This window comes from Frankia sp. ACN1ag (assembly GCF_001414035.1).
Lineage (GTDB): Bacteria > Actinomycetota > Actinomycetes > Frankiales > Frankiaceae > Frankia > Frankia torreyi.
The window spans coordinates 115,747-129,648 of sequence record NZ_LJPA01000010.1 but is presented as its reverse complement, the minus strand read 5'-3'; the positions used below and the strand labels follow the sequence as shown (position 1 = coordinate 129,648).

Genomic DNA, 13,902 nt, shown 5'->3' with positions numbered 1-13,902 from the left:
TCAGCCGGCCGGGGACGAGGGCGGCGCGGCGAGCGTCGACGCCGCCCACGGTGCGAAGTCGCCCGCCAGGTAACGCCGGCGGGCGGCGGCTCGCATGATCTTGCCACTGCTGGTCTTCGGTAGCGCGCCGGGGCGGACCAGCACCAGATCCGCCAGCGTGAGGTCGTGTTCGCGCACCACTGCGGCGCGGATCGACGCGGCGACATCCGCGGGGTCGGCGGCCGGACCAGGTTCGCCGCGCACTTCCTGGATGATGACGGGGCGTTCCCCGCCGGCGCCGGGTACCGCGAAGGCGGCGCACCCGCCGGGCCGCAGCGCGGGATGCGCCGCCACCGCGGTCTGTTCGAGGTCCTGCGGGTAGTGGTTGCGGCCGCGGAGGACGAGCATGTCCTTGCGTCGGCCCACGACGTACAGCTCCCCGTCGACGATCAGGCCGAGGTCGCCGGTGCGCAGATAGGACCGGCCGGGCGCGTCGGCGCAGCGGGCCTGGAAGGTGGCGGCGGTGGCCTGCGGGCGCTGCCAGTAGCCGGCCGCCACGTGGTCGCCGGCCACCCAGATCTCCCCGATCCGGTCGGGCGGAGCGCCGCGCCCGGTCTCCGGATCGACGATCCGCACCTCGGCGGCGGCCCACGGCCCGAGCGCGGCGGCGCCCGTGTCCTGGGCGGCCGAGGGGACGAGGCCGGAGCCGACGAGGGTACGGTCGCGGTCAGGCGGGGCTGGGGCGTAGCGGCCCTCGCCGAGGCCGTCGATGTCGGCGTCGAGGGTGCGGGGGCCGCGGCCCTTGCGGCTTCCGGTGACCAGCAACGTCGCCTCGGCCAGGCCATAGCAGGGGTAGAGCGCCCGCGGGTCGAAGCCGGCCGGGGCGAAGGCGTCGGCGAAGCGGCGCAGCGTGTCGGCGCGGATTGGTTCGGCGCCGTTGAACGCGACCCGCCAGCAGCTCAGGTCCAGGTCGGACACGCCGCCGCGGGCCGCCGCGGCCGCACAGACGTCGAAGGCGAAGTTCGGGCCGCCGCTGGTGTGGGCGCGATAGCGGGAGATCGTCGCGAGCCACAGCAGCGGGCGGCGGATGAACGCCCCCGGGTCCAGCAGGACACCGGTCGCGCCAAGGTACAGCGGTTGCAGCACGTTGCCGATGAGGCCCTGGTCGTGGAACAGCGGCGCCCAGCCGACGAACGTCGAGTGCCGGTCATGGCCGAAGGCGTGCCGGATCATCTCCTGGTTCGCGGCCAGGTTGCGATGGGTGACCATCACTCCCTTGGGGTCGGCCGTGGACCCGGAGGTGTACTGGAGGAACGCGACCGCGTCCGGTTCGCCGGACCACACCGCCATCCCGTCGGCCGCCAACCCGTCGGCCGGCGCAGCGACTGCCGGCGGGGTGGCGCCGGCCGACTCCGGGGACGGCTCGGGGTCGATCTCGTCCACCGCGATCCAGGCCAGCGGCCCGCCGACCGCCTCCAGCGGCGCCCGGACCATGTCGATCATAGAGCCGGTCGACAGGACGGCAGTCGGCGCACAGTCCCGCACGATCGCGCGGGTGGCGTTCTGGACCGCGCCGCGCCGGGGCGGGTTGACCGGCACCGCGATGACGTGGGCGTACAGGCAGCCGAAGTAGGCGACGATGAACTCCAGGCCCTGCGGGAAGACCAGCAGGGCCCGCTCCCCCGGCCCGCAGCGGCGGCCCAGCCGGTCGGCGGTGGCCAGCGCCCGGGTGTACAGCTCCCGGTAGGTCAACGTCGCCTGCTCGTCGCCATGCTCGTCGAGCAGGACGAACGCCCGCGCGTGCGGATCGCCGACGGCGCGTCGGCGCAGCACGCCCGGCAGCAGCACGTCCGGCGACACCGCGTCCGGCGGCGCCGCGCCGGCCACGTCGTGCCCGGTTCGCGTCCCCGCCGCGGGCCCGCCCGTCACCAGGCCCCCGCCAGCACGACGGGCAGGCTGGTCAGGCCGCGGACGATGAGGCTGTGCTCCTGTCGGGAAAGGCCCCGCCCACCGGGGTCATCGCGCAGGTCCACCGCGGGCGCGAGGCGTTCGGCGCGGCCGGTGAGGCAGCCGAGGACGACCTCGGCCTGCGCCCTGGCGAGCAGACCGCCGAGGCAGCCGTGCATCCCGTGGCCGAAGGCGAGATGGGCCCGCTCCGGCCGGGTGATGTCGAAGCTGTCCGGCCGGTCGAACACCGCCGGGTCCCGGTTGGCCGCGCCGAGGCAGAGCAGCACCTGCTCACCGGCGCGGATCGGGGTACCGCCGAGGTCGACGTCGCGGGTGGCGAGACGTTTGGTCAGTTGCAGTGGGCTGTCGTAGCGCAGCGCCTCCTCGACGGCGGCGCCGACCAGCTCCGGCCGCCGGTGCAGCAGCGCCGCGGTGTCGGGATGGTGCAGCAACGCGAGCAGCCCGTTGCCGATGAGCGCCGTCGTCGTCTCGACGCCCGCGACGAAGCACATGATGCACAGGAAGCCGAGTTCCTCATCACTGAGCCGGTCCCCGCCACCGGTGCGCGCGGCGAGAAGCCGGCTGACCAGGTCGTCGCCAGGCTGAGCGCGGCGGGCGGCGATGACGCCGGCCAGGGCGCCGGCGAAGGTCGCGACGACCTCGCCGACGCGGGCGACCTCGGCGGGCGCCATCAGGCCGGGCTCAAGCAGGAACCGGATGTCGTGCGTCCACCGGCCGACCTCGGCCCGCACGTCGCCCGGCAGCGCCATCCAGTCGCTCAGGACGGCGACGGGCAGCGGCGCGGCGAGGTCGGTGACCGCGTCCAGGCCGCCGCCCGCGGACAGCGACCGGTCGACCAGCCCCCGGGCGATCGCGGCGATCCGGGGCCGCAGCCGGGAGACCTCGGCGGCGGTGAACACCCGGTTGACCAGGGCGCGCAGCCGGGCATGCTGGGGGTTGTCGGTGAAGACGAGCGACGTGTGCGCCAGCCGGACCATCCGCGCCGCGTTGCCGGACCTGTCCGTGCTGTCGGACCTGTCCGTGCTGTCGGCAGAACCGGAGTCGGGGGTGTCGCCGCCGGCGGCGCGGCTGACCAGCCGCGGGATCAGGCCGGCGCTGAAGGTGCGGTCGTGCAGCACGGCGCGCACGTCGGCGTGGCGGGTCAGCACCCACATGCCCATCGTCCGCAGGACCGGCGACGTCCGGCGCAGCTCCCGGTAGACCGGGTAGGGGTCGGCGCGGAACGCGGCGCTGAACGGGTTGAACCGCGGCGCCGCCGACACCGCCGTCCCAGCCGACACCGCCGTCCCAGCCGACGAGGCCATCCCGGCCGACGAGGACATCCCGGCCGACGAGGCCATCCCAGCCGACGAGGCCATCCCAGCCGACGAGGCCGAGCGGTGCGTCATCGGGCCGGACCGCCGGGGCCGTCGACGCCGGTGGCGCGGTAGGGGACGAGCACCAGGCGCAGCAGGCAGATCCTGCGCATCCGGAAGCCGACCGCGGACAGCCGCAGGTAACGCTCGTAGCGGGCGACGACCTCCGGCCCGACGAGCGCCACCGCCTCGTCGCGGCGGGCCCGCAGCCGGCGGGCCCACTCCTCGCAGGTGCGGGCGTAGTCGAACCGGCCGTTGTGCAGCGCCCGGACCTCGAAGATCCCCTCGGCGGCGGCGGTGATCTCGGCGAGGGTGGGCAGGTCGGCGTCGGGGAAGATCTCCCGTTGGATGAACCCGTTGGCCTGTTCGCGGCGCATGTTCGCGTAGGCGATCGTCTGCAGGGACAGCACGCCGTCCGGTGTCAGCCAGCGGTGGCAGCGGGTGAAGAACTCGCGGTAGAGGCGGATCTTCTCGGCCGGCGGATCCGCCGGCGTGGCGAAGTGCTCGAACGCGCCGATCGAGATGATGCCGTCGAAGCGGCCTTCCGGGGTGTAGTCCAGCCAGTTCTCGAGGCGTACCTCGACGCCGGGATGGGCCTGCGCGCGGATGTGGGCCGCCTGGCGTTCGCTGAGCGTGAGGCCGACCGACCGCGGCACCCCGTGGCGCACCGCCAGCCGGGCCAGCACCGACCCCCAGCCACAGCCGACGTCGAGCACCGCCCGGGCCCGGTCGGCCCCCACCGCGTCGAGGTGGAAGCGCAGCTTGCGTTCCTGGGCGGCCGCCAGGGCGTCCCCGCCGACGCCGAGAGTCTCCCCGGGGACCGGTTCCCACATCGCACAGGAGTAGGTCAGCGAGCTGTCCAGCCAGAGGCGGTAGAACTCGTCGCCGACGTCGTAGTGATAGCGGACGGCCGCCGCCGCCCCCGCCGTCCGGTCGGCGTCGACGGGCGCCGTCACCGCTGGGCCAGGTCCGGCGCGCCCTGGTCGTACAGGTAGGCCGCGAGCGCGTTGAGCGTCGGGTTCTCGAACAGCGCCTCGGGGGCGACGTCGACGCCGTAGTGGTCCTCGACCGCGATCAGCAGCGAGACCGCGACGGCCGAATCGACGCCGAGCCGGTCGAAATCCGCGTCGAGGTCGATCTCGGACACCGGCTGCTCCAGGATGTCCGCGACATGGNCCCGGCACCACTGCGCGATGCTCGCCCGAGCGGCAGCGTCATCCGGAGCGGCGGCGTCATCCGGAGTGGCGGCGTCATCCCGAGTGGTGAGGTTCTCCCGGCTGTCCGGCACCTGTCTTCTCCTCCGTGCGTCAGGTCTGGGGAATCCGGGTCAGGCAGCGGGGTCGAGCCCGACAGCCTCGCGGCGCCCGGTCCGCTGGGCCGCCCTGCGCTGCCCGGACGGCAGCCGGAGGTCCCGGGCGAGCCCGAAGGCCGCCATGATCCGGATCAGCCAGTAACCGGGGTCGAACCGGTACCAGGTGAGCCCGAACGACGGCGAGTCGGGAAAGGCGTGATGGTTGTTGTGCCAGGATTCCCCGAAGGTCAGCAGGGCGAAGATCCCGCCGTTGCGGCTGTTCTCCCGGGACTCGTACGGCCGGGTACCGAACATGTGCAGAAACGAGTTGATCGCCCAGATGGTGTGTTCCAGTACGAACATGCGCACGAGGCCGCCCCAGAGCAGGCCGCTGACCGCGCCCTCCCAGCTCCGGTAGGCCAGGCCGCCGACGAGGGCGGGCAGCAGCAGCCCCAGCACGACCCACAGGTGATAACGGCGGGCGACGCGCATCAGCGACCGGTTGCGGATCAGGTCCGGGGCATAGTGCGCGACGTTGGGGTATTCGTGCCGGCGCATCCACAGAAAGTGCGAGTGCACCAGGCCGCGCAGCCGCCCCGGCAGCCCGGCGCCGGCGAGGTTCGGTGAATGCGGATCGCCCTCGCGATCGCTGCACTCGTGGTGCCGGCGGTGCAGCGCGACCCAGGACACGACGCCGCCCTGCCCTGCCATGGAGCCGCAGATCGCAAGGACCGCCGCCGCCGACGGCGCGGCCTTGAAGGTGCGATGGGTGAACAACCGGTGATATCCGACGCTGATGCCCAGGCCGGTCACCAGCCAGAGCACGAACAGCAACGCGATTTCGGTGACGCCGAGCGGATGCACCCACAGAAAGGCGACGGCGGCCCCGGTGCCGGCGATCGGGAGCACGTCGAACAACAGAAAGTGACGGCGCTGGAGGCGGTGCAGAAAGGGATTGCTGACCGTCTTGCGGCGCGGCTCCGACACCACGGCGACCCGGCCCCCGACGGCACCGACGCCCCCGACGGCACCGTCGGCACCGGCGGGACGGGCAGCACCGGCGGGGCAGGCAGCAGGATCGACGCTCGCCATGCGCGGTCTCCCTCCCGGTCACGTCGCTGTTCGACGCATCCACACCGGAGCATTTGCTCCAGGACGGGCCCAACGCTAACCACGACGGCGCCGGGCCCACCGTCGCCATTGGTTTATCCAATCGCCGGACCCGCCTTTCCCGTCGGCGTCCCGCGGGGATGTTCACCGACTCGACGGCTGGGCGACCCCCGCGGGCAAGGCCCGATCCTCCGTGCCGAAATCTGTCCTCGCTTCGCTGGGTGAGCGCCGCCAGGGGCGAGGGTCGCCACCCGGGCACGCTGGAGGATCCGTGGACCGCCGCCGCGTGCTTGCGGGGATCGTCGCCACACCACTCGCCGCCGCCCCGCTCGCCGCCTCGGTGGCGGCGGCCGGGCCCGCGCTGGCCGCCGCTGCGCCCACCGCCGGCGGCGAGCGCCGCCGCTCGACGCTGGTCATCGGTCACCGCGGCGCCTCCGGCTACCGCCCCGAGCACACCCTGGCCTCCTACGAGCTGGCCGCACGGTTGGGTGCGGACTTCGTGGAGCCCGACCTGGTGCCCACGAAGGACGGCGTCCTCGTCTGCCGGCACGAACCGGAGATCGGCGGGACGACGAACGTCGCCGACCACCCCGAGTTCGCCGGCCGGAAGAAGACGGCGTCGCTCGACGGCGTCGCGACCACCGGCTGGTTCACCGAGGACTTCACCCTGGCCGAGCTGAAGACGCTACGCGCCAAGGAGCGGCTGCCCGAGGTGCGCCAGGAGAACACCCTCTACGACGGACTGTTCGAGGTCCCCACGTTCACCGAGGTCCTCGACCTGCGGGCCCGGTTGTCGAAGGAACTCGGCCGCGAGATCGGCGTCTACCCGGAGACCAAGCACCCGACCTACTTCGCCAAGGCCGGGCTGCCCCTGGAGCAGCGCCTCGTCGACACGCTGAACCGCTATGGCCTGAACCGGCGCGACGCGGCGGTGTTCGTCCAGTCCTTCGAGACGACGAACCTCGCCCAGCTGCGCAAGCTGGGGCTGCGCACCTCGGTGGTGCAGCTGCTGTCGGCCGAGGGGGCGCCGTTCGACCTCGTCGCCGCCGGGGACAAGCGGACCTACGCCGACCTCGTGACGCCGGCCGGCCTGCGCGCCATCGCCGCTTACGCCAACGCCATCGGCCCCGACAAGCTTCAGGTCATCCCCAAGGCCGCCGACGGGACGCTGGGGCGGCCGACCTCGCTGGTCGCCGACGCGCATGCCGCCGGGCTCGTCCTGCACCCCTACACCTTCCGCGCGGAGAACACGTTCCTGCCGGCGGACTACCGCCGCGGCACCTCGGCGAACGACTTCGGCCGGGCCATCGACGAGCAGGTCGCCTACCTCAAGGCCGGCATCGACGGGCTGTTCACCGATCAGGCCGACATCGGCGTCCTCGCCCGGGCGGTCGCCGCCGGCCAGTCGATCGCCGCCACCCAGCCGAGCCCGCGCTCGGCGACCTGAGAGCCGCCGCTCAGCGGTGCGGCGCGGGGACAGGGCCGTCCCCGCGCCGCACCGCACGGCGGACCAGCCGCCGCCGCGTGGTGCGGGGCCGCCGCCCGGCTATCTCACCCCTTCCAGCCGCTCCAGCCAGCGGTGCAGGTCCCGGGCGGTCGACGCGGCGTGCTCGTTCATCATCGACTGGTGGTCGCCGGCCACGTCGAAGGAGTCGTGGTCCATCGACCAGTCGGTCGTCCACGCCTGGCCGTGCCCGGTGACGTCCTCGGCGACGGTGCGCCGGGGCATCCGCTCGGCCGCGCGCAGGAGCATGACCGGGGCGGCGACGCCGCGCGGCCGCCAGTTCTCGAACAGGTCGAGGTAGGCACCCTGCGCGGTGATCTGCGCCTCGGTCATCAGCGCGAACGCCTGGTCGTTGACGGCGATGCCGCGCAGCTCCTCGTGGATGTCCTCCTCCGGGATGCGGTCGGTGGGCAGCCACGTGTCGAGCAGTGCCACCGCCGCGGGGCGCACCCCCCGCTCCTCCAGAGCGGAGGCGATCGCGTGCGCCAACCAGCCGCCGGAGGAGTACCCGGCGAGGACGACGGGCGTGATGGGGAAGGCACGCGCGACGGTGTCGGCGTGCATCTCGACGACGAGCTCGGCGTTCGCCGGCAGCAGCTCGCCGTCGCCGAACCCCGGGTGCGGCAACGCGAAGACGTCGCGCAGGCCGTGCAGGTGCAGGGCGATCCGGGCGAAGTTGTGCGGCCCGGACGGGGCCACCATCGACGGCAGGCACACCAGCGCGACGGGTGCCGGGCCGGTGGCCAGGCGCACCGGCCGCGCGGGCGGGCCGAAGGCGGCGGCCGTGTCGAACACCGGGCGCAGCCGGGCGGCGGCGCGCAGCACGCCGACGCCGGCGGCGAACTTGCCCTGCGCGCAGGCCTGCCGGTACAGCCCGCGAACCCCGACCTCGGCCGCGCCACCCGTCGTGGCCGTGCCCGACGCTGCTGCGGTGGCGCCCGGGGTGGCGCCCGAGGCGGCGTCGGCCGGGTGGGGGGCGGCGGTCACCTGGGCGGCGAGGGTGTCGAGGTGGGCGGCGAGCTCGGTGACCGTCGGATGCTCGAACACGACCTGGGTGGCCAGAGTCAGGCCGGACGCCGCGGCCAGTCGGCGGCTGAGTTCGACGGAGGCGAGTGAGTCGAAGCCGAGTTCGAGGAAGCGGCGGGTCGGGTCGAGCTCCTCGGGAGTGTCGTAGCCGAGGATGGCCGCGGCCTCGGCCTGGACCAGTTCGGCCAGCGCCCGGGCGCGCCGCGGTGGCCGCAGGCCGAGGACGGTCGGAACAGCCTGGCCGACCCGCGCCGACAGTGCCGGCTCCCCGGGTGGTCCCGCGGGCGGGGCCGCGACGGGCAGTTCCTCGAAGAAACGGCTGGGCCGGGCCGCGGTGATGGACGGCAGGAACGTCTCCCAGGCGACGTCGACGACGGTCATCGCCGTCTCGCCCGCGGCGACGGCCCGGGTGAGCGCGGTGACGGCCGGTTCGGCAGGCAGCGGACGCAGGCCACGGCGGGTCAGGTAGTCGCGCAGCGCCGGTTCGGCGCCGAGGCCGGCGTCGGCCCACGGGCCGAAGGCCACCGCGGTGGCCGGCCGGCCCTCGGCGCGGCGGCGGGCGGCGAGGGCGTCGAGGTAGGCGTTGCCGGCGCTGTAGGCGGCCTGGTTGCCGCTGCCCCAGACCCCCGAGATCGACGAGAACAGCACGAACGCCGCCACCTTCGCCCCGTCCGGGCCGTCGAGCAGACGGTCGAGCGCGCCGGCGCCGGCGACCTTCCCGGCGACGACGTCCGCGAACTCGGCCAGTGTCAGCCGTACCAGCGGCATCGTCGGGCCGGCGGTGCCGGCGGCGTGCACGACGGCGGTGACCGGTTCGCCTGCGTCGGCCAGCTGGCGCAGCAGCGCGGCGAGCCGGTCGGAGTCGGCGACGTCGCAGGCGTCGATCGTGGCATGGGTGCCCAGCGCGGCAAGCTCGTCGAGCAGCGCCCGGGCGCCGGGGCTGTCAGGTCCGCGCCGGCTGGCCAGCACGACGCGGCGGGCGCCGTCGCGGGCCAGGCGGCGGGCGGTCTGCGCGCCGAGGGCGCCGGTGCCGCCGGTGATCAGTACGGTTCCGTCGGGTCGCCAGGCACCCGCCCGCGCCTCGGTCCGCGCCGACGCGGGATTCGTCTCGGCGATGCCCTCGGGGGGGCCCTCGGGGAGGCGCAGCAGACGGGGCACCCGCAGGCCCTGCGGGCGGGGGGCAAACTGATCCTCGCCGCCGGGGGCGGTCAGTGCGGTGCCGAACCACAGCAGCGTCTGGTCGTCGAGGCTGGTGGGCAGGTCGATGAGGCCACCCCAGACCCGCGGCGTCTCCAGCGCCAGCGAGCGGCCGAGACCCCAGATCATCGCCTGCTCCGGCTGAGTGACNGGATCCTCCACGCCCGTCGTGACCGCCCCGCGGGTGACGGCCCACAGCGGCGCGCCCACCCGCAGATCGCCCAGCGCCTGGACGACGGTGACGGTGAGGGCGAGCCCGGTGGTCAGGTGCGGATGGTCCTGGTGGGGGGTGCCGTCGAGGGCAAGCAGGGAGACGATGCCGCCGACCCCGTCGCCGACCGGCGCGCTGGCGGCAGGCGGCTGTGCGCCGCCGAACCCCGCCTCGACCAGCCGTGCGGCGATCGCGCCCCGGTCGGCGCGGGCGAGCGGCACCACCAGCGGCGTGCCGCCGAGACGCTCGATCATCCAGGTGACGCGGGCGAGCAGATCCTCGTCCACCCCGGTCGGCGGGACAAGCACGGGCCAGCGGCCGTCCAACGGCGCGATGGCGCTGGCCTGCGCGGCGATCGCCGCGGTGACGTCCGCGTCGGCCAGCGGCTGCCAGCCGGTGCGGTAACGCCAGGTGCCGGGATCGCTGGCCTCGTCCGCCGCCCCGGCCTGCGCCCCACCCGCCGACACGGCGGCGCCGGACTGGGCGGGGACGGACTGGGCGGGGACGGACTGGGCGGCGGCGAGCGGCGAGCTGGCCGGGGCGGCGTCGGCCTGGCGGGGGGCGGGGATGACGGCAGCGGTGCCCGCGAGCCAGTAGCGCCGGCGCTGGAACGGGTAGGTGGGCAGGTCGACGACGGTGCCGGCGCGGCCGATGACGGCCCGCCAGTCCACGTCGACACCACGGGTGTCGAGGCCGGCGAGGGCGGTGAGCAGGGTGGCGGCCTCCGGGCGTCCGGCGCGGGTCGACGCGACCGCGATCGGCGCCGCGGCGTCCGCCGGCAGGCAGCCGGGCAGCAACGCGGTGAGCACCGCGTCGGGGCCGAGCTCGCAGAACGCGGTGGCGCCCTCGGCGTGCAGGCGGCGGGCGGCGTCGAGGAAGCGCACCGCGCCGCGCGCGTGTCGGGCCCAGTAGTCGGGGGTGCACAGCTCCGCGCCGGCCGGCTCGCCGGTGAGGGTGGACACGATCGGGATCGCCGGCCGGTGGTGGGTGACCTGCTCGGCGACGGCCCGGAACTCGGCGAGCATGCCCGCCATGTGCGGGGAGTGGAAGGCGTGGCTGACGGTGAGCCGCCTCGTCGCATGGCCGCGGGCCGCCCAGGCCGCGGCGATCCACTCGGCGACGGCGGCGTCCCCGGCGATCACCGTCGCCTCGGGACCGTTGACGGCGGCGATCTCCACCCGCCCCTCGTACCCGGTCAGCGACGCGGCGACCTCGTCGGCGCCCGCCCGGATCGCGATCATCGCGCCGCCGGGAGGGCAGGACTGCATGAGCCGGCCGCGGGCGGCGACCAGCGCCACCGCGTCGTCCAGCGACCACACGCCGGCGACGTGCGCGGCGGTCAGCTCGCCGATGGAATGGCCGGCGAGCAGCGCCGGGGTCACCCCCCAGGAGGTGATCAGCCGATAGAGCGCCGCGCCGAAGGCGAACAGCGCCGGCTGGGTGTACTCGGTGCGGTGCAGCAGGGCCGCCTCGGACGTGCCGGGGGCCGCGAACATCACCTCCTGCAGCGGCCGGGCGAGATGGTCGGCGAATCGTTCGCAGATCTCGTCGAGGCCGTCGGCGAAGGCGGGGAAGGCGTCGTAGAGGTCCCGGCCCATCCCGTTACGCTGGCTGCCCTGCCCGGTGAACAGCAGCGCGGTGCGGCTCGGCGCGGCCGAAGCGACCGCGCCGAGGACGACCCCGGCCGCCGGTCGGCCCGCGGCGAACGCGGACAGGGTGCCCGCGAGGCGCCGGATGCCGTCGCCGCCCCGGCGCCGGCCGGCCAGCGCCACGGCCCGGTGCTCGAAGCGGGTCCGGCCGGCGAGGGTGTGGGCGACGTCGACCGGATCGAGATCCGGGTGGCGTTCCAGGTACGCGGCGAGCTGCTCGGCCTGGGCGCGCAGCGCCGCCGGCGTCCGGCCGGACAACACGATCGGCACCGGCGCGCCGGCCTGTGCCCCGTCCTGCGCCGTCGGCGCGACAGGCGACGGGGCAGCGGCAGGCGGCAGGATGGTGCCGGGGTGGTCGGCGGTGCCGCTGCGCGGCGCGGGTGGGCGCGGCTCGGCCGGGGCCTCCTCGATGATGATGTGGGCGTTGGTGCCGCTCACCCCGAACGCCGACACGCCGGCCCGGCGCGGGCGGCCCTCGCGGCGCCGCCAGGCGACGTTGTCGGTGAGCAGCTCGACGTCGCCGGCCGACCAGTCGACGTGCGGCGACGGTTCGCGCACGTGCAGGGTGCGCGGCAGCACCTCGTGCCGCAGCGCCTGGACCATCTTGATGACGCCGCAGACCCCGGCCGCGGCCTGGGCGTGACCGATGTTGGACTTCAGCGAGCCCAGGTACAGCGGCCGACCGGCCGGCCGGTCCTGGCCGTAGGTCGCGAGGACGGCCTGGGCCTCGATCGGATCGCCGAGCGTGGTGCCGGTGCCGTGCGCCTCGACCGCGTCGACGTCGGCGGTCCGCAGGCCGGCGTTGGCCAGCGCCTGGCGGATGAGCCGCTGCTGGGACAGGCCGTTGGGGGCCGTCATCCNGTTGCTGGCGCCGTCGGAGTTGATCGCGGTAGCGCGCAGCACCGCGTGCACCCGGTGGCCGCGGCGGCGGGCGTCGGAGAGCCGTTCCAGCAGCAGCACGCCCGCGCCGTCCGCCCAGCCGGTGCCGTCGGCGTCGGCGGAGAACGCCTTGCACCGCCCGTCCGGCGCCAGCCCGCGCTTGCGGCTGAACTCCACCAGGATCCCCGGCGTCGACATGACCGTCACCCCGCCGACGAGCGCCAGGTCGCACTCCCCCGCGCGCAGCGACTGGCTGGCGAGATGGGTCGCGACCAGCGAGGCGGAGCACTGGGTGTCCACGCACAGCGCCGGCCCCTCCAGGCCGAAGGTGTAGGCGACCCGTCCGGCGATCACCCCGGAGGCGTTGCCGGTGAGGAGTTGCCCCTGCGCGTCCTGCGGCGCGGTGTGCCAGGCGGGCCCGTAGTCCTGCAGCGAGACCCCGGTGAACACGCCGGTGCGGCTGCCGCGCAGGGACCGGGGGTCGATGCCGGCCCGCTCCAGCGCCTCCCAGGAGACCTCCAGCATCAACCGCTGCTGCGGGTCGAGGGCGGCGGCCTCCCGCGGGCCGATCCCGAAGAACGCCGGGTCGAACTGGTCGATGCCGGTCAGGAACCCGCCGTGGCGGGTGTAGGCGGTGCCGGGATGGTCGGGGTCCGGGTCGTAGAGCCCGGCCAGGTCCCAGCCTCGGTCGTCGGGCAGGCCGGCGACGACGTCACGCCCGGCGTGCACCAGCTCCCACAGCGCCTCCGGCGAGTCGACGCCGCCGGCCAGCCGGCAGCCCATGCCGACGATGACGATCGGGTCGTCCGCCGGCCGGTCCCCGCCGCCCGCCGCAGCCCCACCCGCCGCCGGTCCCGCCGTCGGTCCTGCCGTCGGGCTCACGGCGGTGATCTCGTCGCCGATCCCGAGCAGTTCGCGGCGCAGGTGGTCGGCGAGGGCCTGCGGCGTCGGCCGGTCGAAGAACAGGGTGGCGGACAGGCGCAGCCCCGTCTGCTCGGCGAGCGCCGCCCGCAGCCGCTCGGCGATGTGGCGGTAGACCCCGAGGGCGCGCCACGGCGCCCCCCGGTCCACAACGCCAGCGCCCGGGCCGGCCACCGCGGCGATCTGGGCCGCGATCAGGTCTCCCAGCAGCTCGTGCTGGGCGTCCGCCGACCGGCCGGCCAGCCGGGCCCGCCACGCCTCGTACGACTCGCCCGCCGCGCGCGGGGATCGTCCGAGGGTCTGGCGCAAATCGCGCATGCGAACTCCCACCTTGCTCAGGAACAGGGCAACGATCTGTCGGCGACGGTTGCCTGCGCCCGCACGTGGCCAGCGGACAACCGGCGCGCAGGCGCGACGGGCACGGACAAGGTCCGTGCCCGCGCAGAGGCGACGCGCCAGCCGCCGGTGTGCAGCACAGAGATGGAGACTGCGTCCCGGTGGACCCGGGCCAATCCGGTGCGTCCGCGCGGCCACGCGGACGCCGACACGGGCGACCGGCGGGAGGCCGGACCGGGCTGCCGTTCGCCTCCGTTCGAAAGGCGACGACGCGTTGTTCCGGTCGGACGACTCAGGTGCCGGTGCCCGCGAGTTGATCACCTTGAACGCATGGTGGAATCGTGCCTGATGCTGTCGAACTACGACAAATGACCCTGGCGCGATCGGGCCATGCCGGTCTGAGCCGGCCCGCCATCCGCGCAGGTGGCGGCAGGTGGCCGGGCGCGGGATGTCTGCACGCTCACGCCCGACCGCCT

7 protein-coding genes and 2 pseudogenes are annotated in these 13,902 nt (G+C 75.0%); 1 reads left to right on the top strand and 8 read right to left on the bottom strand.

Annotated elements, in window-relative coordinates; genetic code table 11:
- From UK82_RS11230 to UK82_RS11210, 5 genes are all read right to left on the bottom strand, one after another.
- Nucleotides 1–1,908 (bottom strand): fatty acyl-AMP ligase, encoded by a 1,908-nt coding sequence (locus tag UK82_RS11230; RefSeq protein WP_083507137.1) that lies wholly within the window; start codon nt 1,906–1,908, stop codon nt 1–3.
- The gene (locus UK82_RS11225) at nt 1,905–3,251 is read right to left on the bottom strand and encodes a cytochrome P450 (RefSeq protein ID WP_044885823.1); all 1,347 of its coding nucleotides are present in this window, start codon (nt 3,249–3,251) and stop codon (nt 1,905–1,907) included. The genes UK82_RS11230 and UK82_RS11225 overlap by 4 nt, the downstream gene beginning before the upstream one ends.
- Before the next feature lie 80 nt (nt 3,252–3,331).
- A complete protein-coding gene (locus UK82_RS11220; RefSeq protein WP_055407056.1) occupies nt 3,332–4,258 on the bottom strand; it encodes a cyclopropane-fatty-acyl-phospholipid synthase family protein in 927 nt (308 codons plus the stop codon).
- On the bottom strand, nt 4,255–4,449 hold the full coding sequence (locus UK82_RS11215) for an acyl carrier protein (protein ID WP_236705804.1): 195 nt from the start codon (nt 4,447–4,449) through the stop codon (nt 4,255–4,257). The genes UK82_RS11220 and UK82_RS11215 overlap by 4 nt, the downstream gene beginning before the upstream one ends.
- 180 nt (nt 4,450–4,629) lie before the next feature.
- The gene (locus tag UK82_RS11210; protein WP_199865402.1) at nt 4,630–5,685 is read right to left on the bottom strand and encodes a fatty acid desaturase; all 1,056 of its coding nucleotides are present in this window, start codon (nt 5,683–5,685) and stop codon (nt 4,630–4,632) included.
- Nucleotides 5,686–5,974: 289 nt separating this feature from the next.
- Between UK82_RS11210 and UK82_RS11205 the strand changes: the two genes are divergently transcribed.
- Nucleotides 5,975–7,150 carry a glycerophosphodiester phosphodiesterase gene (locus UK82_RS11205; RefSeq protein WP_044885761.1) on the top strand — a complete coding sequence of 392 codons (1,176 nt, stop codon included), beginning with the start codon at nt 5,975–5,977 and terminating at the stop codon, nt 7,148–7,150.
- Nucleotides 7,151–7,249: 99 nt separating this feature from the next.
- Here UK82_RS11205 and UK82_RS37305 read toward each other — a convergent pair.
- The 3 genes and pseudogenes from UK82_RS37305 to UK82_RS37295 form a co-directional block, all read right to left on the bottom strand.
- Nucleotides 7,250–9,580, bottom strand: a pseudogene (locus UK82_RS37305) (type I polyketide synthase); the annotation flags it as partial.
- 1 nt (nt 9,581) lies between these two features.
- Nucleotides 9,582–12,150: pseudogene (locus UK82_RS37300) on the bottom strand (type I polyketide synthase); the annotation flags it as partial.
- A gap of 1 nt (nt 12,151) precedes the next feature.
- A partial coding sequence (locus UK82_RS37295; RefSeq protein ID WP_236705790.1) for an acyl carrier protein occupies nt 12,152–13,408 on the bottom strand: 1,257 nt, incomplete at its 3' end.
- Nucleotides 13,409–13,902 lie beyond the last annotated feature (494 nt).